Annotated in this window: 20 protein-coding genes; 12 read left to right on the top strand and 8 right to left on the bottom strand. The window is 57.0% G+C overall.

Features of this window, described 5'->3' with window-relative positions:
* Positions 1-6: 6 nt before the first annotated feature.
* On the top strand, positions 7-612 hold the full coding sequence (locus GWA01_RS02255; RefSeq protein WP_146793599.1) for a LabA-like NYN domain-containing protein: 606 nt from the start codon (positions 7-9) through the stop codon (positions 610-612).
* Entirely contained in the window at positions 612-1,235 is a 624-nt protein-coding gene (locus tag GWA01_RS02250) for a uracil-DNA glycosylase family protein (protein ID WP_146793597.1), read from the top strand. Before GWA01_RS02255 ends, GWA01_RS02250 begins: the two co-directional genes overlap by 1 nt.
* Here the strand turns inward: GWA01_RS02250 and msrQ are convergent.
* Both msrQ and msrP read right to left on the bottom strand, forming a co-directional pair.
* Positions 1,225-1,857, bottom strand: coding sequence for a protein-methionine-sulfoxide reductase heme-binding subunit MsrQ (msrQ, locus tag GWA01_RS02245; protein WP_146793595.1), 633 nt, complete (start codon positions 1,855-1,857; stop codon positions 1,225-1,227). The genes GWA01_RS02250 and msrQ overlap by 11 nt on opposite strands.
* On the bottom strand, positions 1,844-2,797 hold the full coding sequence (gene msrP / locus GWA01_RS02240; RefSeq protein ID WP_146793593.1) for a protein-methionine-sulfoxide reductase catalytic subunit MsrP: 954 nt from the start codon (positions 2,795-2,797) through the stop codon (positions 1,844-1,846). The genes msrQ and msrP overlap by 14 nt, the downstream gene beginning before the upstream one ends.
* Before the next feature lie 78 nt (positions 2,798-2,875).
* Here msrP and GWA01_RS02235 point away from each other — a divergent pair, with 78 nt between their 5' ends.
* Both GWA01_RS02235 and GWA01_RS02230 read left to right on the top strand, forming a co-directional pair.
* Entirely contained in the window at positions 2,876-3,748 is an 873-nt protein-coding gene (locus GWA01_RS02235) for an NAD(P)-dependent oxidoreductase (protein ID WP_146793591.1), read from the top strand.
* A 78-nt stretch (positions 3,749-3,826) separates the two neighbouring features.
* Positions 3,827-4,435, top strand: coding sequence for a superoxide dismutase (locus GWA01_RS02230; protein ID WP_146793589.1), 609 nt, complete (start codon positions 3,827-3,829; stop codon positions 4,433-4,435).
* Positions 4,436-4,515: 80 nt separating this feature from the next.
* On the opposite strand, the gene yajC is transcribed toward GWA01_RS02230, so the two are convergent.
* A complete protein-coding gene (yajC, locus tag GWA01_RS02225; RefSeq protein ID WP_146793587.1) occupies positions 4,516-4,860 on the bottom strand; it encodes a preprotein translocase subunit YajC in 345 nt (114 codons plus the stop codon).
* 115 nt (positions 4,861-4,975) lie between these two features.
* On the opposite strand from yajC, the gene GWA01_RS02220 reads away from it, so the two are divergent.
* The gene (locus tag GWA01_RS02220) at positions 4,976-5,845 is read left to right on the top strand and encodes an ATP-binding protein (protein ID WP_146793584.1); all 870 of its coding nucleotides are present in this window, start codon (positions 4,976-4,978) and stop codon (positions 5,843-5,845) included.
* Between the two features lie 41 nt (positions 5,846-5,886).
* On the opposite strand, the gene GWA01_RS02215 is transcribed toward GWA01_RS02220, so the two are convergent.
* Positions 5,887-8,265, bottom strand: a complete 2,379-nt coding sequence (locus tag GWA01_RS02215; RefSeq protein ID WP_146793582.1) for a TonB-dependent receptor — start codon at positions 8,263-8,265, stop codon at positions 5,887-5,889.
* A 235-nt stretch (positions 8,266-8,500) separates the two neighbouring features.
* On the opposite strand from GWA01_RS02215, the gene GWA01_RS02210 reads away from it, so the two are divergent.
* Together GWA01_RS02210 and GWA01_RS13295 are read left to right on the top strand one after the other, a co-directional pair.
* Positions 8,501-9,637, top strand: coding sequence for an aromatic ring-hydroxylating oxygenase subunit alpha (locus tag GWA01_RS02210; protein ID WP_371858420.1), 1,137 nt, complete (start codon positions 8,501-8,503; stop codon positions 9,635-9,637).
* 1 nt (position 9,638) lies between these two features.
* Entirely contained in the window at positions 9,639-10,655 is a 1,017-nt protein-coding gene (locus tag GWA01_RS13295; protein WP_146793580.1) for a bifunctional GNAT family N-acetyltransferase/(deoxy)nucleoside triphosphate pyrophosphohydrolase, read from the top strand.
* A gap of 42 nt (positions 10,656-10,697) precedes the next feature.
* Here GWA01_RS13295 and GWA01_RS02200 read toward each other — a convergent pair whose 3' ends face one another.
* Complete coding sequence (locus tag GWA01_RS02200; RefSeq protein WP_146793578.1) at positions 10,698-11,588, bottom strand: SMP-30/gluconolactonase/LRE family protein; 891 nt, start codon at positions 11,586-11,588, stop codon at positions 10,698-10,700.
* Positions 11,589-11,689: 101 nt separating this feature from the next.
* Between GWA01_RS02200 and GWA01_RS02195 the strand changes: the two genes are divergently transcribed.
* Positions 11,690-12,454, top strand: coding sequence for a competence/damage-inducible protein A (locus GWA01_RS02195; protein ID WP_146793576.1), 765 nt, complete (start codon positions 11,690-11,692; stop codon positions 12,452-12,454).
* 4 nt (positions 12,455-12,458) lie between these two features.
* Here the strand turns inward: GWA01_RS02195 and GWA01_RS02190 are convergent, their stop codons facing one another.
* The 3 genes from GWA01_RS02190 to GWA01_RS02180 are packed head-to-tail and all read right to left on the bottom strand — an operon-like array spanning position 12,459 to position 14,780.
* Positions 12,459-13,433 (bottom strand): acetyl-CoA carboxylase carboxyltransferase subunit alpha, encoded by a 975-nt coding sequence (locus GWA01_RS02190; protein ID WP_146793574.1) that lies wholly within the window; start codon positions 13,431-13,433, stop codon positions 12,459-12,461.
* Positions 13,434-13,481: 48 nt separating this feature from the next.
* Positions 13,482-14,387 (bottom strand): tyrosine recombinase, encoded by a 906-nt coding sequence (locus GWA01_RS02185; RefSeq protein ID WP_146793572.1) that lies wholly within the window; start codon positions 14,385-14,387, stop codon positions 13,482-13,484.
* Between the two features lie 24 nt (positions 14,388-14,411).
* Positions 14,412-14,780 carry a hypothetical protein gene (locus GWA01_RS02180; protein WP_146793570.1) on the bottom strand — a complete coding sequence of 123 codons (369 nt, stop codon included), beginning with the start codon at positions 14,778-14,780 and terminating at the stop codon, positions 14,412-14,414.
* Positions 14,781-14,841: 61 nt separating this feature from the next.
* On the opposite strand from GWA01_RS02180, the gene aroB reads away from it, so the two are divergent.
* The 4 genes from aroB (at position 14,842) to alaS (ending at position 21,422) form a co-directional block, all read left to right on the top strand.
* A complete protein-coding gene (gene aroB / locus GWA01_RS02175; RefSeq protein ID WP_146793568.1) occupies positions 14,842-16,539 on the top strand; it encodes a 3-dehydroquinate synthase in 1,698 nt (565 codons plus the stop codon).
* A gap of 297 nt (positions 16,540-16,836) precedes the next feature.
* Complete coding sequence (locus GWA01_RS02170) at positions 16,837-17,982, top strand: OmpA family protein (RefSeq protein WP_146793559.1); 1,146 nt, start codon at positions 16,837-16,839, stop codon at positions 17,980-17,982.
* Positions 17,983-18,134: 152 nt separating this feature from the next.
* Positions 18,135-18,698, top strand: a complete 564-nt coding sequence (locus GWA01_RS02165; protein WP_146795427.1) for a GtrA family protein — start codon at positions 18,135-18,137, stop codon at positions 18,696-18,698.
* An 87-nt stretch (positions 18,699-18,785) separates the two neighbouring features.
* Complete coding sequence (gene alaS, locus GWA01_RS02160; RefSeq protein WP_146793557.1) at positions 18,786-21,422, top strand: alanine--tRNA ligase; 2,637 nt, start codon at positions 18,786-18,788, stop codon at positions 21,420-21,422.
* Positions 21,423-21,501: the final 79 nt, after the last annotated feature.

Raw genomic sequence — 21,501 nt, 5'->3', positions numbered from 1 at the left:
TACATAATGCTCCTTCGCCCCAACGAACGTACTGCTCTCTTCATTGATGGTGCCAGCCTTCATCACGCGGCACGAAACCTCGGTTTTGAGGTCGATTTCCGTAGTCTGCGCGGACTTTTTGAACGCGAAACCCTTTTCCAACGGGCGTTCTACTACGCAGCCATGCCCGAAACGGACGACTACTCCCCCCTCAAGCCTCTGACTGATTGGCTGGCCTATAATGGCTACCATCTGGTCATAAAAAGTGCGCGCGAGTTTACGGATCCTTCAGGAAGACGCCGTATGAAGGGGAACATGGATGTCGAATTGACCGTGGATCTTCTGGAGCAGGCTGGCCGTCTTGATCACGCTGTCATCATCAGCGGCGACTCAGACCTGCGACGTGCCGTCGAAGCCGCACAGTCTCGCGGGACACGAGTGACCGTGATCTCGTCTATCCGGACAACGCCACCAATGATCGGAGATGACCTGCGCCGTCAGGCAGACCAGTTCGTTGACCTGTCCGAGATTGCGCCAAGATTTACACGTCGCCCGTCAGAAGCGCGTCCACGGCAGCAGCAGGCTCCGGTCAGACATCCAGCAGACCTGAACAGCGATGAAATGAACGATTGATGACTTTCGCCTCCCCGCCTGAAACAATAGTTACGACAGATGATGATGCAAACGGGGAGGCCAGTTTTATCAGTCCCGGTTCTGTCTTAGAAAAAAAAATACCTGTGCTCGGCACAGAGCCCGTCGTAACTGAATCTCTAGGGCCTCTTTCTGCAGAGCTGCTCGTGGTGGGGCTCGACAGCACCTTTGCCACGCACTTTACAGAAATGGATATAATCCAGGACGCAGGCATCACATTCGATGCCGCTCCCGACGAAGCTCTCATCAGCGCACGCCTGACTTATGCGCTGACGTCCGATGCCCCAGACACGATTCTCCTGCCTGAAGACTTCGAAATCCGCGCTACGAAACTCAGTGCCGAAGTCCGGAACATGCACAATCTCAAGCTTGTTCTGGTTCTGGGGGTCAGCGCGCACGTTGCGGTTCTGGAGGCTTGTGGGATTCCATTAACACGCATGGATTACCGTCCCGGCAACATCACCCGGCTACCCGATGGACTACTCATTGCAGACGGAAGTCACCTGTCCAGCACCAACATCGAGAACACGCTGGGCAAAGAGCGCCTCGCCGCTCTTGCCGCACTTATTGTAAACGTCCGTAACGCGCTGCGCCCTAACGGGTAATCGCAGCACTTCTGCGCCTGCCAAACCATTTCGGCAGGCGCAGCACCAGAACAACCGCCATCACAGACAGATAAAAAGCCGAGAGAGCATTGAGCGTCTTGAAGGCCAGAAAAAAATGCACGCCGGCAAGAGCTGCAGCCGGAAATATCGCTAGATGCAATTTTTTCCACCCACGCCCGAGTTTTCGCAGCGAGACAAGGTTTGATGTCAATGCCAGAGGCAGAAGCATCATAAAGGCCAGCATCCCAAGAATGACAAATGGCCTGTGCGTTATGTCTCGCCACAGGACACGCCAGTCAAATCGGTGGTCAAGCCCGACATATGTCAGCACATGGAGTGCAGCATAAAAAAAGGCCAGCAATCCCGTCAGGCGTCTGTAACGCAAAAAATTCAAACCTGTAAGCCAGCGCAGCGGTGCCAGCATGAGACAGACGATCAGAAAGCGGAATGCCCACAGCCCCAGAGCACGCTCAAATGCATTTATCGGATCAGCTCCCAACTGTCCGTTCTGCCCCTGCCAGAGCAGCCAGATCGCAGGAAACATCCCGAGTGGATAGAAAATTATCCTCCAGTATTTTCGGAACGCCTTGCCAGACCCACCGCGCTTTTCAGTAGCTGGCATGCAGATCCATCCGCTTATACAGATCAGCCACCTGTTCGCCGTATCCGTTGAACATCAGGGTTGGTTGACGTTTTTCACCAAAAAGACTTCTGGATCCGATGACACGCTCGGAAGCCTGACTCCAGCGTGGATGATCAACTTCCGGATTTACGTTTGCATAAAAGCCATATTCGCTGGGTGCCAGACGGTTCCATGTTGTCGGCGGCATTTCTTCGACAAGCCTGATCCGCTGAATGGATTTGATGCCTTTGAAACCATATTTCCACGGCACGACAAGACGCACAGGGGCGCCGTTCTGGTTCGGAAGCGTCTCCCCATAAATGCCCATTGCCAGAAGAGTAAGCGGATTCATGGCCTCGTCCAGGCGGAGGCCTTCGACATAGGGCCACTCTATCCCGGAAATATTGTTGCGTTGTCCTGGCATTTCCGACGGGCGTTCAACACTTTCAAACGCAACAAATTTAGCTTTAGGATCTGGATCTGCGGCCTTCAGTAATGTTGCAAGCGGAATTCCGTCCCATGGAATAACCATGGACCAGGCTTCAACGCATCGCATGCGGTAAATGCGCTCCTCCATATCGGACGACTGTAGCATCTGTCCGACATCCAGACGCTGAGGGTTACGCACCAAACCGCCGATCTCAAGCGTCCATGGAAGTGGCTTGAAATCTCCTGAAGAGGCGGCAGGATCTGACTTGTCCATGCCAAATTCGTAGAAATTATTATACCCCGTCACATCCGAGCGGGACGTTGGCTCAAGCGTGGCGGAATATGGGCCTGGATGCGTATGCAGCTTTTCTCCGGCTTGCGCAGGATCAGTGCCAAGTGCGGCGACACCGAGCCCGGCGCTCAGCCCAGCGATTACCTTGCGCCTTGAAAAATAGAGGTCTTTCGGTGTGATCTCCGAAGGACGGGGTTGCGGATATCGAAAAAGAGCCATGTTCTGTATTCCCGTTCGCGCAACTCTCGAGCCATTGAGGCGTGAGGGTGAAGAACGCAGTTGTAGAAGGCGATTTCCATGTCAAAAAGCAAAATCGGTTTTATCGGATACGGTGCGATGGCCATGCGAATGGGCTCGAACCTGCGCAAGGCAGGTTATCCGGTTGTGGCCTTTGCTCCTTCAGGTGGCAAAGACGAGACGGAAATGCTGCCTTCTCCCCGCGCCATCGCTGAGGCCGCAGACATCATCATTCTCTGCGTCCCCAACGATGCCGCCGAAAACCAGTCCCTTCACGGGGATGACGGAATGCTGGCAGGAATCTCCAAAGATAAACTCGTACTCGACACCTCCACCGTATCGCCGGGTCAGGCTGATATGCTTGCAGGCCTCTCCAGAGAGCATGGTTTCGCACTTCTGGATGCCCCCATGTCCGGCAGCACCCCGGAAGCCGAGACAGGTGATCTGGTCATGCTCGTAGGGGGAGACGATGCAACCGTAGAGCGCGCTGCTCCGGTACTGGACGTCATTGGAAAACTCACGATCCACGCTGGCCCTGCAGGGGCTGCCGCACGCCTCAAGCTTGTGGTCAACGGCGTCATGGGTGCCACGCTCAACGTTATTGCTGAAGGCGTATCCTACGGACTGGCGGCAGGTATTGATCGCGATATCGTGTTCGAGACATTGCAGCAGGTTGCAGTGGTGAGTCCGCACCATAAACGCAAGCTGAAGATGGCCCAGGACCGGGATTTTCCCTCCCAGTTCCCCACGCGCCTGATGTCCAAGGACATGGGGCTGCTGCTTGATGCGGGGCGGAAAGTCGGGGCTTTCATGCCCGCGATGGCCGTCGCCGATCAGGCGCTTTCACTCTCAAACCGGCTGCATGCACACGAAGATTACTCTGCACTGATTGGCGCGATGGAACGCAGCGTTGCCAATGTGCCTCATAAATGAGAACAGGTTGACGGAAGTGGTCGCCGTTCATAGCTCACAGGACGGCCCTTTCGCCTTATTTTGCCAAGGAGTGACATCATGGCCTTCGAACTGCCTTCCCTTCCATACGCTGCAAACGCCCTCGCTGGCGAAGGTATGTGCCAGGAAACCCTGGAACTGCATCACGGCAAGCATCATCAGGCTTATGTCACGGCTCTGAATGGCTTCGTTGAAAGCAAGCCTGAGCTGGCCGGAAAGTCTCTGGAAGAAATCATTGCTTTTTCACATGGCAATGCGGCTCTGGCGCCTGTGTTCAACAATGCTGGCCAGCATTGGAACCACATCCTGTTCTGGAAGAACCTGTCTCCGACCGGTGGCAAGCTGCCGACCTCCCTTGAAAAGAAGATCACGGAAGATTTCGGCTCCGTCGATGCTTTCAAGACGGCATTCAAGACCGCTGCCACGACACAGTTCGGCTCAGGCTGGGCATGGCTGGTGCTGGACAAGACCGGCAAGCTTGCGGTGACCAAGACAGCCAACGGTTCCAACCCACTTGCTGAAGGTCAGGGCCGGGCTCTTCTGGGCCTGGACGTGTGGGAACACGCTTACTACCTCGACTTCCGTAACCGTCGTCCGGATTACGTGACCAACTACCTCGACAAGCTTGCAAACTACGAGTTCGCAGAAGCCGAGCTGAAGTCAGCCTGAGACCAGATCCTACTGGCCTCATAAAAGAAACGCCCCGCTTTCAGGCGGGGCGTTTTTTGTATCCAGACCGTGAAGGCCGATCAGGAATCGTTGGCAGGCTTGTCGCGTGGCGTGATGTTATTGATCGTGCTGCGCAGGATCTTGACGCGTACGCCCTGCGCGATTTCGACCTCAACTTCCGGTGCATCATCCCGTGTGGCCTGAACCACACCGACAATTCCGCCAGCCGTCACAATGCGATCTCCGCGACGCAAGCTGCTCTGCTGCTCGCGCAGAGCCCGGGCACGGACCTGCTGAGGGCGGATCAGCAGGAAATAGAACACGACCATGATGACAAGCATCGGCGCGAACTGAAGCACCGTCGAGTTGGTCAGGAGACCACCGCCATCGGCGGCCTGTGCGGAAGAAATAAACAGACTGCTCATAAGGGCAAGGGTCCAGTCTTGAGTGAAACTTGGCGGGACCATATCGTTCGCAGGCCTCCCGTCAAGCACGACGACCCGCTACCCTGCCCTTTCAACGGACGAGAAAGCCCATCCCATGACCGAGCCTGCCCTGCTTCAGGTACTTGAACGCATCGCCGACAGCCTCGAGCGCATGAGCCCCAAACCGCCCAGCGCCGAAATCCTTCACCACCATGACGCCTTCATCTGGCAGGCTGCCCTCGGCATGCTGACACCCGTTGAGAAAGTTTCTGGTGTGGCGCTTTCCTTGATGCGTGGCGTGGAACGTCAGACGAAGCAGGTCATGACCAACACACGCCATTTCGCACAGGGACTGGAAGCCAATAACGTCATGCTGTGGGGGGCACGGGGGATGGGCAAATCTTCGCTCGTCAAAGCTGCTGTCGCCTCCATCAACTCAGAACAGCGCGACCATGGAAAACCCACGCTCGCACTAATAGAGATCCAACGAGATGAACTCGCCTCGCTGCCCAAACTCCTTGCAGTCCTGCGCACAACAACGCGTCGATGCATCCTGTTCTGCGATGACCTGTCCTTCGAAAGTCAGGACGCGGACTACAAATCACTCAAATCGGTGCTCGATGGAGGAATTGGAGGACGGCCGGACAACGTCCTGATCTACGCAACATCTAACCGACGGCATCTGATGCCCCGCGAGATGATCGAAAACGAGTCTGGAAGCGCGATTAACCCAGGCGAAGCCATTGAGGAAAAAGTCTCGCTGTCAGACAGGTTTGGCCTCTGGATCGGACTATATGGCGCAACTCAGGAAGATTATCTCGCAATCGTGCAGGCCTACGCCGAAGACCGGAAATTGCCTGTCAGCACCGAAGTGCTCAGACAAAAGGCCCTTCAATGGTCCATGGCGCGTGGCAGCCGTTCCGGGCGCGTTGCTGCTCAGTTTATCAGCGATCTGAGCGCGGAGCTCGGCATTCATAGCCGGTAACAAAAGCCCGGCGAAGTCCTCCCTTCGCCGGGACCTAATTTTCAGAATGAAGCGCTGAGCGTCCCGAAATACTGACGTACTGCGCCGCGTTCCATGGACTGATAATCACCCGTTGCAGGGTTATCATTCTCACCCATCATCGAAATATATTTGGTGTTGAACAGATTATAAACGTTGAAGCTCGCCGTAAGGTTCTTAAGAACGCTGACCTTACCGAAGCTGTAACGCATGCCTGCGTTGGCAAGCCAGTACCCACCGATGGACGTATCATTCATAAAGCTGAAATAACGCCGACCGTAGTAATTGGCTTCGAAATGTGCCGTCGCACCGCCCCATGTATATGAGACAGAGGTCTTGTACATCCATGCCGGGTAATTGACGATATTCTTTCCTGCCAGAGCGTAATAGCCCCCGGTAGTGTCGACATTCCTGTCGTACGTGCCTTTATTGTAGCTGACATTGTTATCAAAACTCAGGCCATTAATCGGCATGATATTGATGTCACCGCTCGCGCCCGTCATCGAAATGTGGCCGAAATCAATAACCTGAGAAACAGGATTCGTCAGACTGCCCACAGCGGCGGCAAGGATCGGATGAATGAGGCTTGCGTGATAAACCGTCGCATTCGCTTGCAGCCATGTATTCGTGTAGCGGTAACCACCCAGATACACCCAGGCCTTGGATGGCTTCAGGTCCTTGCGCTGCGCCAGAAATGTTGCCTGATCCTGCACCGAATAAACCGAGTTTGCCACGCCATAGGCAGAAACCTCATAAGCACGCATGTTCTCGGCAACATCGACGTAAATCTCGTGATGTCGGTTGATGTGCCAGTCGAGATTGAGATGTGGCAGAAAGGCCTGTGATGCCGTCAGGGTGCCGTTCGGCAGCGCATCCGCACCCGTCCAGTCAGAATTATTGGCTGTGGCGCCACCGGCAGTTGTCGCAACCATGGACTTAAATCCCGCATGAAGCGTCAGGCCGCGCGCAAGCTGAATGCTGTCCTGCAGATGAAACTGCATGACGTTCGTCGTCCACTGGAAATTGTAACCCTGCATGAAGGCTGGTCCATAGACATCGTATGGCCCGACGGTCTTGAGGGGAGCACCCTGCCCTAGCAGAGGTTCCTGATAATTGTAGATACCGGCCTGCTGGTTGTTGTTTTCATACCAGACACCACCTTCGATGGTGTGACGCCCGAGGTGATAGCGAAGGCTCGTATCAAGCCCGTAGCGCTCCTGCCGGTTCTGCCAGACCTCCTCCGAAAACGGCGCGCCATTTGGCGAGGGATCTTCAGTGTCCGTGTAGCTGTAATAGCCGGTCTGGCTATGCCCGTAGAGGGTCGTATGCCACGTCAAATTATCCGTTAGGGCGAAGTCCATGTTCAGACCGCCCATGTAATTGATCTCGTGCTGGCCGCCATCATAGAGGCTGATGGTCGAGCCATCGATCCCTGGAACGCTGCCGTATCCAGTGGCTGATCCCTCTGCAATACGATAGGCGAGCCCGTAATTCGGATACAGATGCGGGGTGCGCCAGCCGAGATTTTTCAGGATGCCAATCGATGTGTCCGGATAGCCCCACTGTGCCAGATCCGACCAGTTAAAAAACGCCGAGATACGGGAGCGCTCGCCCACAGGCTGCACGATCTTGGCATCCACCTGCTGCATGAACTGGTCGCCGCTGCCCATCCACATACCCTCATCTGTACGGGCGTAGGATGTAAAGAGCTTCGTGCCGCTCTGGTTCAACTTACCAGAATCGAGGCGAACATAAGTCCGATAGGAACCATAACTTCCGAAAGTCTGGCTAACCTTACCCCCGCGCTTGTCTTCAGGGTCCGTTGAACCAATCTGGATCGTACCACCAAGCGTATTGGTCGAAGGCAGCTCCACCGAACCTGCGCCCTGCGACATGCGAACCGACTGAACATCATCAGGAATAATTGCAGAGGCAAGATTCATGCCCCCTACAGCCTGATATGTCTGATCATTCAGCGGAACCCCGTCCACCGTCACGCCGAGCTGATTCATAAAAAATCCGCGGACGTAAAGATTAGTGCCGAAACTGTCGATACCCAAAGGATCGGTGGAGCTGAAGCTCACGCCGGGCATCCGGTCCAGCATACGATATGGGCTTGTACCCGGCACGTACTGACGCATGACGGCCTTGGAAACAGCCTGCTCGGCATCACGGCCAGTCAACGGGCGCCCCGTTACAGCAACACTTTCGCTCGCATGCGCCTCGACGGCTTTATGTGCCGTCCGATGCGCAGCAGCAGTGGTCTGATGCGTCGGAGTTACAGCAACCGAAGCTGCCGCTACATGCCTGTGAGCCCTCGTTTCCTTGGAGGACGCGGCGTGAGCTGGAGCCTCAACGGCCAGCAGTGCGATAGAAGAGAAAAGAAATTGTCTGGTCCGCACCGCGTCCGGCACTCCTTGATGATATGAACAGGAAGGGGTCTCCTAACGATCCGGCATCGGGAGGCAAAGGAATTCTAGCCTCTGCGGGTGCCCAGGTATCGTGAAGATCTCGTTTCAACATTGCATGTTGCAGAAAAGCCGCGGAAACTCCTGCGCGCGCCTGCTCTTCCTGTTGAATGCTTTTGCCTGTTAGGCTGCATTCACAGCTTCCACCTCATGATCGATCAGGATGCCCATGTCGCAGAGTACCTCCGCCGCTGCCACTGCCGCCGAAACCTGCAGCAGCCCCGATCCATCCGATATGCAGACACCTCAGCCCACCGCAGTGGACATTCGTCGCGTCCACGCGGACCCGGATAACTGGTACCCTGTCGCATGGTCTCATGAGCTTGCACGCGGCAAGACAATCGGCACCCGCTATGCCGGACAGCCCATTGCGCTCGTACGCCCGATGGAAGGGTCTGTTTTTGCCCTTGAAGACCGCTGTGCGCATCGACAGGTTCCGCTCAGCCTCGGGACAGTCGAGGGAGAAGCAGTTCAGTGCTGTTATCACGGCTGGGCATATGGACGCTCAGGACGATGCATCGACGTGCCGTATCTGGGAAAAGGCAAGCTGCCAAACGGCGTGCGGACTTATCCCTGCCGTGAAGCCGCGGGACTGATCTTCATTTTCCCGGGCGCCCCGGAGAAGGCGGAAAGCGTCCCATTTCCCACACTGGGGTCAGTGGAAGACCCGGCTTACAAGACCCGCCGGTTCGGACGGCAGGTCGCCTGCCACTACAGTTTCATGCATGAAAACCTGATGGATATGAACCATCAGTTCATGCACATGAAGCAAATGGGCAAGATGAAACCGCGTTTCCTGGGAGGTAAGGACGAGCCCCGCCTTGTAGAGGCCCGCTATACGTTCGCCCGGACCAGCGGAAAGCAGCCATGGGGTGAGGCTATTATTTTTGGCGAAAAGCGCGACAACAGCGAGCGCTATGCACATCGCGACGTCATGACGATCCGCACCGAATATCCATACCAGACGCTGCGCATCGCGTCTGAAGGTGAGCCCCCGGTGATGGACCTTTGGATCGTTTACGTTCCTCAGGACAAGGACGAGTTAACCTGTCGCGTTTTCGGCCTCCTTTCCATCCGCCGCCCGAAACTACGCTTTGCACTGGACATGGCCTGGCCATTTCTCATTGCCTTCACCGAGCGGATTTTCCGCGAAGACCGCGATATCGTAGAGCTGGAACAGGCAGCGTGGAACGCTCAGGGCGGCGACCGCAATCAGGAAGTTTTCCCAGTCATCAACAGCCTTCGCCGACTGCTCCTTCGCTGCGGCATTCAGCCTGACCAACCGAAGACAGACGCAGCCGCCTGACATGACACCAGAACTTAAGGCAGGGGACCTCACACTTCGTCCCCTTATTGCCGAAGACGCTCCAGTTATTCATCGCCTGATCAATGACTGGAGCGTCGTACGAATGCTGAGCAGCCTCCCCTTTCCGTATCCGAAAGAACTCGCGGAAGAGTGGATTGCCTCGACACGCCGCCAGAGTCAGGAAGGGACCGCCTTTCATTTTGCCATCACGCAGAATGACGAAATGAAAGGTGCAATCGGCGTCATTCTCTCCGAAGATCGCCGTTCCGCCACACTTGGATACTGGCTTGCCCGCCCGAGCTGGGGTCAGGGCATCATTACCGCCGCCGCCACACGTGTTGTGGACTGGACATTCACTGTCCTACGGCCTGATCGCATGACAGCAGCCGTCGCACTCGACAATCCAGCCTCAAGTGCCGTCCTGCGCAAACTTGGATTTCAGGAAACAGGAACAGCCGCGCGAAGCTTTGTCTCACGCCGCAACGAATGCATTGTCGGGCTCTATGAACTCGCGCGGCCACGCCTCTCAGATCTGGCCAAAGATGCGACAAGCACTCCGGCCGCCTCCACAGAACCCTGTACGGAGCAAAATCCAGCTCCTGCTCCTGTACAGAAAGCACGCACGCTCCTTGTTGTGGCGGCCGCAATTCTGGACACAGAAAACCGCATCCTGCTGGCCAGGCGTCCCGAAGGAAAACGTCTTGCAGGATTATGGGAATTTCCCGGAGGCAAGGTTGAACTCAACGAGACCCCGGAACAGGCTTTGGTCCGGGAAATACAGGAAGAACTTGGCCTGGACCTGAAAGGCTCCTGCATGGCGCCATTCACGTTCGTAAGCGAGAACTGCGGGGCATTCCATCTGCTGATGCCGCTCTACATTGTTCGTCGCTGGCGCGGCACGCCTACACCGCGTGAAGGCCAGAAGCTGGAATGGGTGCAAGCCGACGCGCTGCACAATTACCCCATGCCGGAGCCGGATGTACCCCTCATTCCACTGCTTCAGGAACTTCTATCCTGAAAATACCCGGTGGGAAAAATACCACCGGGCTATACTGGAACCCTAGCCGTTGAGACGAAAAGTATTCTGCGGGGAACCAGCAACATCAGTGCGGAACGCGAAGAGCGAACCAGCCTGAGGCTCCTTTTTCAGAATATCCTCATCCAGCCCCTTACGGGCCGTGGTGACGAACACCGTCTTCAAATCATCGCCCCCAAAAGCAACTTTCGTCACGTTCGATACCGGCATCGGAATGGGCGGCAACTCGCTGCCATCTGGCCGGAAGCGTGACACGCGCGCCCCACCCCATGTTCCGCACCAAACCGTGCCTTCACTATCCGTCACAACACCATCAGGGTAGCCGTTGCTGATTTTTGCGAAAACACGCTCTCCAGACAAATTGCCCGCAGCATCGATATCGAACGCGAAGATCGTCTGTTCCGGGCTGTCACAGACATACAGGATCTTTCCACACGGCGAGACAGCCGGTCCGTTGGAAACCGTGTAGCCCTCATCATGATGCGTGATGCTTAACCCCTCTGGCGTATGCACCACACGATAGATGGAGCCTGTATCATTTTCCTCACCATCATCCATCGTACCAAACCAGATCCGTCCTTCCGGATCCACGCATCCATCATTCAGACGATTGCCGGGTTTCTCAGGCTCTACTTCTGTATGTGCTGAAAATTCCCCGATTTTCGGATCAAAGCGATGCAGACCGTCGACCAACCCCGCGAGGAACGTGCCATCATTTACAGGCAACAGAAAACCCAGCCGCTTTGGTGCGGTCCAGCTTTTGACTGCGCCAGTTTCTGGCGTGAAGCGATGAACGCGCGCCTCCACGATATCCACGAAATAAAGCGACTTCTCGGCCTCGATCCAGACCGGACCTTCGCCGAGCGAGGCCCGGAGATCCAGAATGCATTCAGGCTGATGGTGCTTGAGTGTCATGAAATTTCCCTTGTCTGACCTGCGCCTTCTGCAACGCTTGTCTCTCGACAACGCAGGCATGGCAGTTACGTTCTTCGGATCAGAGTAACAGGACAAAAGACATGCACCAAAAAAACGCCTGCTTCCTTGTGATCGGAAATGAAATTCTTTCCGGCCGCACACAGGATGCAAACATTCAGGTGCTGGCCTGCGCCCTCAATGAACAGGGAATACGCCTCACTGAAGTACGCATCATTCCTGATATTGCGGAACGCATCATCAGTACGGTCGGAGAATGCCGGGCACGATTCGATATGGTGTTCACAAGCGGCGGCATTGGCCCCACTCATGATGACATCACAGCCCTATGCGTTGCCGAAGCCGTGGGAGTACGCCTTATTCGCCACGAAGAAAGCTTTCGTAGGCTAGAAACCCATTTCGCATCCAAAAATTTCAACGAAGCGCGTCAGCGGATGGCATGGCTCCCGGAAGGCGCTACCACAATCGAAAATTCAGTCTCGGTCGCTCCAGGATTTTCGATCGGCAATGTCCATGTCATGGCAGGCGTGCCAAAAATTTTCGCAGCCATGGTCAAATGGCTCGTGCCGCAGCTAGAGGGGGGTACGCCACTCGTCTCCGCAAGCTGGCACTCGCCAACGCTCTATGAAGGGGATCTGGCGCAAGGGCTTGAAGCGATCCAGAGTGATTTCCCGCATCTGGATATCGGATCATACCCCTATGAACGCAAAAACGGCCGCGGCGTAGCCCTTGTCGCCAAGGGGTACGATCCTGCGGCCGTTCAGAGTGCTGCTGGGCGCATTCATGCCCTGATCAGCTCTCTTGGCGCCAACCCAATCGAAGGCGAACCCGCCCCCGATCAGACCTGAACATTCAGTTCAATGCGCCGCGTGTCATTGCCAGAAACTTGTCCCGGCGTTTCTGGACGATGGCTGCGGCCGTCAGGGCACGCAGCGGAACCAGTTCCTCAGCAATGGCATTACCAACAGCCGCCACAGCCTCTTCAGGAGCACGCTGTGCACCACCGATGGGCTCCGCAACGACACGGTCGATCAGACCGAGCCCCTGCAGATCCTGAGCCGTAAGCTTCAGGGCTTCGGCGGCGGCAGGAGCCAGCTTGGGGTCGCGCCAAAGAATGGAAGCTGCGGCCTCGGGGGAAATGACCGAATAAATCGAGTGTTCAAGCATCAGAATACGGTCACCCGCACCGATGGCAATCGCGCCACCAGATCCGCCCTCTCCAATCACGGTCGCCACGACAGGCACGGGGGCCTGAAGGCAAACGTCAATTGAACGGGCAATGGCCTCAGCCTGCCCACGAGCTTCCGCATCGATTCCAGGCCAAGCACCGGCCGTATCGATGAACGTCAGAACTGGCAGGCCAAACCGTCCAGCCATTTCGACCAGACGCTGTGCCTTGCGATAGCCTTCCGGGCGAGCCATGCCAAAATTATGGCGTAGGCGGGTCTCGGTATCGAAACCACGCTCGGTCCCGATCACCACCACTGGCTCGCCGCGAAAGCGTGCAAGACCACCGACCATGGCCTGATCCTCGCCAAACGCGCGATCACCCGCCAATGGCGTGTATTCGGTCGTCAGCTGATGGATGTAATCCATTGCCTTCGGGCGCTGGGCATGACGGGCCACCTGCACTTTCTGCAGCGGCGTCAGCTTGGCGTATGTTGTGCGAAGCTGCTTGTCGGCCTTCTCGGACAGACGGGCAATTTCGTCATCGATATTGATGCCGCTGGTGCCGGGGTCTGTACCCTGGCTACCCATCTGGCGGAGTTCGTCGATCTTGGTCTCGAGTTCGGCGACCGACTTCTCAAAATCTAGGAATTGGCGCATGGCCGCCCGATAGCACGCCCACGCGGCGGGAAACAGCCCCCCGAAGCCTCACCCTGTCGGAATGATCTTCCCAGCCTGTGCAAGAGGGTGATGTTCGCTCACCAACTGGCGCAAACGCTCTGCCATCACCTGCGTGTAAATCTGCGTGGTTGCAATATCCGCATGCCCCAACAGCATCTGAAGAGCGCGCAGATCAGCGCCATGCGCCAGAAGATGGCTTGCGAAAGAGTGCCTCAGCACATGTGGGCTGACCCGCTCAGGATCAACACCGGCCTTAAGCGCGCAGGCCAGAAGGATTTTATCGAATCCCTGCCGTGTCAAAGGTTTGTCAGGGTTTCGGCCGGGAAAAAGATACAGGCTCCCGCGGTCTCGATCATAATGAGCCAAAGCCTCAGCAGCCGCACGCGCGGACTGCGAGAGCGGCACCAGCCTCTCTCGCCCTCCCTTACCCCGAACCATCAACATGGGCCCCCTGACCTGAACACAGGTTACGGGCAGAGACAGCAGTTCCGATATGCGCAGCCCGGTTGTGTAAAGAAGCTCCAGCGCAGCACGAGACAGAATATCCCGGCGCTCATCTTCATGACCGCGCGTTCCCTCCTCCAGAAGGCTACGGATTTCCGCCTCATCAAGAGGGCGCGGCAATGAGGATGGTATGGCAGGGGAAGATTGCCGCTCTGTCGGATCATCTGCCCGAATCGATTCGAGCATTAGAAAGCGGTAAAACTGGCGCAGACAAGACAATCTGCGAGCGGCTGTCCGGGCTGAAAGTCCAGCCTGCGAAAGCATCGTGAAATAAGCCCGCACCTGCCCGGAAGTGACATCCTTCAGGGCAACAGGAGCGCACACCAGAGCAAAATCAGCGAGATCCGCCGTGTAGGCCATCCGCGTCCGAAGCGCTGCACCACGTTCAGCAGCGAGCATCTCCAGAAACGCTTCAACATGCCTGTCCATCAGACGGGATCTCGAAGGCGTGGATCAATGCGCAGGCGTGGAAGCAGGCAACTGCGTGGGGGCGGCGCGCGGTGCAGGCATTGTCGGAAGCGGCGTGGCGCTCTGGGGAACAGGTGTCGCCGCAGGTGCAGCAGCCGGAGTAGCAACAGTTCCCGGTGCAGGCATCGTCGGCACGGGCGGCATTGCAGGCAGAGGCGCTGATGCGGCTGTGCTGCTCGGGGGAGCCGAAGCAAATGCGGAAGCCGGAAGCACCTTATGAACATTGGTCTGTTCAGGGGGCACGGCATTCATGCCAAGACGCAGGAAACCACCCCCCAGCGCCAGAACCAGCAACAGGATGACGATCCCCGCAATCAGGGGAAGACGAGGCAGGGAACGGTCAGATCTGGACATTGCGAATGGATCTCGAAGTGTGAGCAGGACGCAACTGCTCTCCTATGATACGTAGCGGTGTATGTCACGCCTACCATCCAACCCCACTTCTGTTTCCATGCCTGCAGCCGCCCTGCCCTCAGGTGTAGGACCTTCGGGAATCCTTGTGCTGATCGGCATGATGGGCGTGGGGAAAACCACCGTCGGCCGAAGACTGGCGCAGATTTACGGCATCCCCTTCGTTGATGCGGATGCAGAGATTGAACGTGCCGCCGGGTGCACGATATCGGAGATCTTCGCACGCCACGGCGAAAATGCCTTCCGGGCGGGTGAACGCAGGGTCATCAAGAGACTCCTGCAGGGGCCACCATGTATTCTGGCGACAGGCGGCGGCGCATGGATGGATGCTGAAACACGCAGGTTGGTGCGCATGCATGCATGCTCCCTCTGGTTAAGGGCGCCGGTTCATGTCCTGCTCAAGCGCGTCCATGGCAGAGGTGGGCGACCATTGCTCGCACAAGGTGACCCGAAGGAAATCATGAGTCGGCTGGTGGGACTTCGCTACCCCGTCTATGCCGAGGCAGACGTCATTATCGATTGTGGAGATGAAACCGTGGAACAGGGCGTGCGTCGCGTACAGGAAGCACTCAGTGAACTACAAAAGCCACTGACAGTCCCCGTGACGCTCGCGTCACATCACTACGATGTTCTGATCGGACCTGATCTCATTTCCCGTGCTGGCGCCTGGCTTGCACCGCACCTGCCACAAAAACGCGTCGTCGTCGTAACAGACAATATCGTTGCGGAACTTCATCTCCCGCGCCTTCTGAATTCCTTTGCCGAGACAGGTATCCAGGCCGATGTGATCGCAGTCGCAGGTGGCGAGGAGAGCAAATCCCTCACCTGCTATGCGCAGGTCATGACGCAGCTTCTCGAACTGGGCATCGAGCGAGGAACCACGATTGTGGCACTTGGTGGTGGCGTGGTTGGTGATCTGGCCGGTTTCGTCGCCGCAACTGCGTTACGTGGGTTGCCGTTCGTGCAGATCCCAACAACGCTCCTGTCGCAGGTGGATAGTTCCGTAGGCGGCAAGACGGGAATCAATGCACCCAGCGGCAAGAATCTGATTGGCGCGTTCCACCAACCTATTGCGGTACTTGCAGACAGTTCAGCACTTGCAACCCTGCCCCGACGCCAGCGCATTGCTGGTTATGCAGAAATCGTCAAATCGGGAATGATCTCGGACCCGGAACTCTTTGCATGGTGCGAAGCACATGGCGCGGACGTTCTTGATGGAGATCCCGCCGCACTTGTTGATGCAGTGCAGAAAGCTTGTGTTTTCAAGGCAGCCGTCGTTGCCGCAGACGAACGCGAACAGGCAAAACAGGGTGGCCGGGCACTTCTGAACTTAGGCCATACGTTCGCCCACGCGCTGGAAGCGGAACTGGGCTACGATGGAAGACTCCTGCACGGAGAAGCAGTTTCCATCGGGTTGCACCTCGCAACGGCGCTTTCTGTAAGGCTTGGACTGGCTCCGGTTGCAGATCTTGAGCGCGTGGACGCACATTTGCGGAAACTCGCGATGCCGGCAGGGTTTGACTGGTTCGAAACACCGTTCTCAGCTGCAGCACTACTGGCCCATATGAGCCACGACAAGAAAATGCGTGATGGACTCATCAGTTTTGTGTTGTTGCGCGGCATCGGACAGGCCTTCACAAGCCGTAACGTACCAATGGATACTGTTCGTGAGCTTTTGTTAGACGAAGGATGTAGCGGCTGATTTGTCACACTATTTGATATATCACTGCTGATTACCGTATATTTAATACCCGCACCCTATGGCGTCCGGTCTTCCATTCCGCTAATGCAGCGGAGACGCGAGGCGTAGATCGTGAATCGAACGGAACGGATTGTGATATTTTTATCACTCTTATCCCTCCGAATAGATTGCGGAGCCCCTAACTACCTTTGTGGAGGGGAACTCAGCGATCTATATGCGCTTATGCATCGCGCTGGGTCCGTTGGTCAGAGCATTCTTTCCTTCGGCTCGAACGTTAGTCACTAAGAGGACGAAAACATGCGTCTCCGCACGGCACTCCTTGCCATGACATCGATGGTCGCCGCACCGTCGCTCGCCATGGCCAGCACAATCACTGGCCCTTACATCGATCTGGGTGGTGGTTATAACCTGGTTCAGCAGCAGCACGGTCGCTTCTCCCCGACCTCGCAGGCCGATGGCACCACAAGCAACAACGCGAGCAGCTCACGCTACCGTCATAAGGACGGTTTCACGGGCTTCGGTTCGTTCGGTTGGGGCTTCGGCAACGGCTTCCGCGCTGAGATCGAGGGCGTATATAACTACTCCCAGATCAACCACCGCACGCCTACCGCTGCGCCGGGCTCCACAAAGGGTTCCGACCAGGCATACGGTGGCTTCATCAACGGCCTGTATGACATCGATCTCGCCAATTTCGGCCTGAACGTTCCTGTCACGCCGTTCGTTGGTATCGGTGCAGGTTACCTGTGGCAGCACTACAACCCGATCACGACGACCTACTCCAACAATGCGGTTAACCGCCTTGGTGGCACCCAGGGTAGCTTCGCTTACCAGGGCATCGTCGGTGCAGCCTATGACATCCCGAATGTCCCTGGCCTTGCAATCACGACCGAATACCGCTTCATCGGCCAGACGTTCAGCAACGGCGCATACCGTTCCACGTCCTGGAACGGAAACGGTTCGGGCCTGCACAAGGGCAACGTGAACTTTGATCAGCGCTTCTCGCACCAGTTCATCCTGAGCCTGCGTTATGCGTTCGACACAGCTCCGCCGCCGCCGCCGCCGGCTCCGGTCATCGTGCCGCCAGCACCGACCCCTGCTCGCACGTACCTCGTGTTCTTCGACTGGGACAAGTCCAACCTGACCGGTCGCGCTCGCGAGATCGTTGCACAGGCTGCACAGGCTTCCACGCACGTCCAGACGACGCGCATCGAAGTCAACGGTTATGCTGATAACTCCGCAGCACACCCGGGCGCACGTGGCCAGGCATACAACATGAACCTGTCCATCCGTCGCGCTAACAGCGTGAAGGCCGAACTGATCCGTGATGGTGTCCCGGCTGCTGCCATCGACATCCATGGTTACGGCGAACAGCACCCGCTGGTCCCGACCGGCCCGAACACCCGCGAGCCGCAGAACCGTCGCGTCGAGATCATCCTGAAGTAATTCAGTCTGATCAGACGCCGGAATCTTCGGATTTACGGTTTCAGGAAAGGGCGTCCTTCGGGGCGCCCTTTTTCTTTGTGAGTGCCATCAGGCCGGTTTCGTTCTACGAACATCCCCTCCGGGCCAGAAATTCCCCAAGTTCCGAGGCCATCGTGCAACGCAGCCGCATCTTTTATCCACGCTCCCGCCCCCAAATCATCGACCAGTTTATTCGTTTTGGAATAGTCGGCGCCTCTGGCCTACTGGTTGACTGGGGCTCTCTGGAACTCCTTAGGCCATCGCTGGGCCTTATCGCGGCAACGCTTGGTGCATATTTTATCGCGGCAACCAGCAACTGGGCGCTCAACCGCCTCTGGACCTTCAGGCTGACAGCATCTTCCAATCAGCACCTTGTCCTGCAATGGCTCCGGTTCCTGCTCGCAAATGCTTTTGGCTTTTTTCTTAATCGCGGCACCGTGTTCGTGCTCTACGCAATCCTTTCTTTTACCAGAGCCTATCCGGTCACGGCGCTGATAGCGGGGGCGATCTGCGGCATGGTGGCAAACTTCAATCTTTCCCGTCGACTGGTTTTCAAGGAAAAAACACCAGAAACCCCACTGGAACTCATGCAGATGGCTGTCGAAATACCCGGATCACCAAACGAGCTGCTCCCGCCTGAGCCAGATGTCGTGGAACTGCAAAAGCACACGAGAGTACCGTTCGACCACGAGCCTTGAAGGCCTGCATTTCCAAGCGTCGAACAATGTTCTAGGGAGAGGAGCAACTTCCCCTGTTCATTCGTTCGGAACCAGACGCGCACCGCCATGACCAGCACAAACGATATCCGTTCGGCCTTCCTCGAATATTTCGGATCCAAAGGCCATCGTATTGTTCCCTCGGCCTCACTGGTGCCGCAGAACGACCCAACACTGCTGTTCACGAACGCGGGCATGGTTCCGTTCAAGAACGTCTTCACCGGCCAGGAAACCCGCCCCTATACACGCGCAACAACTGCGCAGAAGGTTGTCCGGGCCGGAGGCAAACACAACGACCTCGATAACGTCGGCTATACGGCACGCCATCATACGTTCTTCGAAATGATGGGCAATTTCAGTTTCGGGGACTACTTCAAGCCTGATGCGATCGAATTTGCCTGGACACTCCTGACAAAGAATTTCGCTCTACCAAAAGAGAAACTCCTCGCGACGGTCTATGCCGACGATGAAGAAGCTGCCGAATTGTGGCGCAAGATTGCGGGCCTGTCGGACGACCGGATCATCCGCATCCCCACCTCCGACAATTTCTGGCGCATGGGCGACACCGGCCCCTGCGGCCCGTGCTCGGAAATATTCTACGACCACGGCGATAGCGTATTTGGCGGCCCCCCTGGCAGTCCCGATGAAGACGGAGACCGCTTCGTCGAGATCTGGAACCTCGTGTTCATGCAGTTCCTCGACCAGCCAGATGGTTCCCGCGATCTGCTGCCCCGCCCCTCGATCGATACCGGAATGGGCCTGGAGCGCTTCGCTGCCATCATGCAGGGTAAGCGAGACAACTATGACACGGACACGATGCGCGCACTGATCGAGGCATCTGCTGATGCACTCAATCAGGATCCCGACGGCCCGTTCAAATCCAGCCATCGCGTTGTTGCCGATCACCTGCGTTCGGCAGCATTCCTGATTGCAGACGGCGTTCTCCCTGCCAAGGACGGACGCGGATACGTGCTGCGCCGCATCATGCGCCGTGCCATGCGCCATCTACACATCATGGGTGCCAAGGAGCCAGTGTTCTATCGCCTCCTTCCTGCCCTGATCCGCCAGATGGGCGCTGCATATCCAGAGCTCGTCCAGCACCAGCCCCTGATCGCGGGCACCATGAAAGGCGAGGAAGAGCGCTTCACCGCGCTTCTGGAAAGAGGCCTCTCCCTGCTCGGCGAGGAAGTTTCACGCCTTGGCGACAAGGAGGCTCTCCCCGGCGATGTAGCATTCAAGCTTTACGACACATTTGGCTTCCCTCTTGATCTGACCCAGGATGCCCTACGCGAACAGGGACGTACGGTAGACGAAACCGGATTCGAAACCGCAATGTCGGAGCAGCGCAAGCGCGCCCGCGCGGCATGGGTGGGCTCAGGTGATACCGCAGCCGAGACCGTATGGTTTGATGCCCGTGACCGCCATGGCCCAACCGAGTTTCTGGGGTATGTCTCAGAACAGGCGGACGCCGAAGTTCAGGCCATCTTCCGTGGAAACGATGAACTGGCCGAAGCCCCGGCTGGTGAGCAAGTCGCCATCCTGCTGAACCAGACACCTTTTTATGGTGAAAGCGGTGGACAGGTTGGTGATCACGGTACATTGGCGGCACCCGGAGTGCGCGTCGAAATTACCGATACCCAGAAGCGCAACGGCGACCTAATCGTGCATTACGGGCGGGTCGTGGAGGGCATACTGAAGCCCGGCATGGCCGTTCATGCAGAGATCGATCACGAACGCCGCACGGCAATCCGTGGACACCACTCAGCCACGCATCTGCTCCATGAGGCGCTGCGCCGTCAGATTGGCACGCATGTGACACAGAAGGGCAGCCTGAACGCCCCAGAACGCCTGCGCTTTGACATCAGCCAGCCACGCCCCCTTACAGACGCAGAACTGGCTTCCGTAGAAGCGGAGGTCAATGCGCGGATCCGCGAGAACAGCTCCGTCGAAACCCGCCTTTTGACGCAGGAAGAAGCCATCGCCGAGGGTGCCATGGCACTGTTCGGCGAGAAATATGGCGATGAAGTCCGTGTCGTTTCGATGGGTACCGGAACCGAAGGGCGCATGGCTTATTCGATTGAACTGTGCGGCGGCACCCATGTGACCCGCCTTGGTGAGATCGGGCCCTTCCGGATCGTTTCCGAAAGCGGTGTTTCTGCGGGCGTGCGGCGCATTGAAGCTGTCTGCGGCCTTGCCGCAGATGCACTGGCTCTAGATACGGAAGCACGTCTCCGGCAGATCGCGGACCTGTTGAAGGTCCCTGCTTCGGATGCCCTGGCCCGCGTTTCTGCCCTACTCGAAGAGCGTAAGTCCTTAACCTCACAGGTCTCAGACCTGCAACGTAAGCTCGCTACGGGCGAAGGCACCGGGACCACCGAAACCGTCAACGGCATCACACTGTCAGCACGGGATCTGGGCGATGTCAGCCCACGTGAACTGAAGGGTCTTGCAGAGAGTATCGGCCAGCAGATCGGATCCGGGGTGGTTGCTCTGGTGTCCAATGCAGACGGCCGTGGCAGCATCGTCATTTCCGTGACCAAGGACCTGACGGCTCGAATTGACGCAGTTCCGCTCGTTCGGGCTGCAGCTGAAATCATGGGAGGAAAAGGCGGTGGTGGACGCCCGGATATGGCTCAGGCCGGCGGCCCGGACGCCAATACCGACGCAGTGTTTGTGATGCTGAGAGAGCGTCTCGCTAATCTTTGAAGAGTGCGTCAACACTTGTCAGGCAGGTAACAAAGAATGATACTGTAAGAATCATTCTTTACCTGCCCTAACAAAACAC

The organism is Gluconobacter wancherniae NBRC 103581 (assembly GCF_007988885.1).
Lineage (GTDB): Bacteria > Pseudomonadota > Alphaproteobacteria > Acetobacterales > Acetobacteraceae > Gluconobacter > Gluconobacter wancherniae.
Note: the sequence above shows the minus strand (reverse complement) of the source record. Positions and strands in the feature narration are given on the sequence as shown.

Coding starts and splice junctions, on each gene's coding strand:
- GWA01_RS02185 (WP_146793572.1), bottom strand. CDS start 14,387: ATGGACAGGCATGTTGAAGCGTTTCTGGAGATGCTCGCTGCTGAACGT.
- aroB (WP_146793568.1), top strand. CDS start 14,842: ATGTCACGCCTACCATCCAACCCCACTTCTGTTTCCATGCCTGCAGCC.
- GWA01_RS02250 (WP_146793597.1), top strand. CDS start 612: ATGACTTTCGCCTCCCCGCCTGAAACAATAGTTACGACAGATGATGAT.
- GWA01_RS13295 (WP_146793580.1), top strand. CDS start 9,639: ATGACACCAGAACTTAAGGCAGGGGACCTCACACTTCGTCCCCTTATT.
- yajC (WP_146793587.1), bottom strand. CDS start 4,860: ATGAGCAGTCTGTTTATTTCTTCCGCACAGGCCGCCGATGGCGGTGGT.
- GWA01_RS02170 (WP_146793559.1), top strand. CDS start 16,837: ATGCGTCTCCGCACGGCACTCCTTGCCATGACATCGATGGTCGCCGCA.
- alaS (WP_146793557.1), top strand. CDS start 18,786: ATGACCAGCACAAACGATATCCGTTCGGCCTTCCTCGAATATTTCGGA.
- GWA01_RS02190 (WP_146793574.1), bottom strand. CDS start 13,433: ATGCGCCAATTCCTAGATTTTGAGAAGTCGGTCGCCGAACTCGAGACC.
- GWA01_RS02255 (WP_146793599.1), top strand. CDS start 7: ATGCTCCTTCGCCCCAACGAACGTACTGCTCTCTTCATTGATGGTGCC.
- msrQ (WP_146793595.1), bottom strand. CDS start 1,857: ATGCCAGCTACTGAAAAGCGCGGTGGGTCTGGCAAGGCGTTCCGAAAA.
- GWA01_RS02210 (WP_371858420.1), top strand. CDS start 8,501: ATGTCGCAGAGTACCTCCGCCGCTGCCACTGCCGCCGAAACCTGCAGC.
- GWA01_RS02220 (WP_146793584.1), top strand. CDS start 4,976: ATGACCGAGCCTGCCCTGCTTCAGGTACTTGAACGCATCGCCGACAGC.
- msrP (WP_146793593.1), bottom strand. CDS start 2,797: ATGGCTCTTTTTCGATATCCGCAACCCCGTCCTTCGGAGATCACACCG.
- GWA01_RS02230 (WP_146793589.1), top strand. CDS start 3,827: ATGGCCTTCGAACTGCCTTCCCTTCCATACGCTGCAAACGCCCTCGCT.
- GWA01_RS02200 (WP_146793578.1), bottom strand. CDS start 11,588: ATGACACTCAAGCACCATCAGCCTGAATGCATTCTGGATCTCCGGGCC.
- GWA01_RS02195 (WP_146793576.1), top strand. CDS start 11,690: ATGCACCAAAAAAACGCCTGCTTCCTTGTGATCGGAAATGAAATTCTT.
- GWA01_RS02180 (WP_146793570.1), bottom strand. CDS start 14,780: ATGTCCAGATCTGACCGTTCCCTGCCTCGTCTTCCCCTGATTGCGGGG.
- GWA01_RS02235 (WP_146793591.1), top strand. CDS start 2,876: ATGTCAAAAAGCAAAATCGGTTTTATCGGATACGGTGCGATGGCCATG.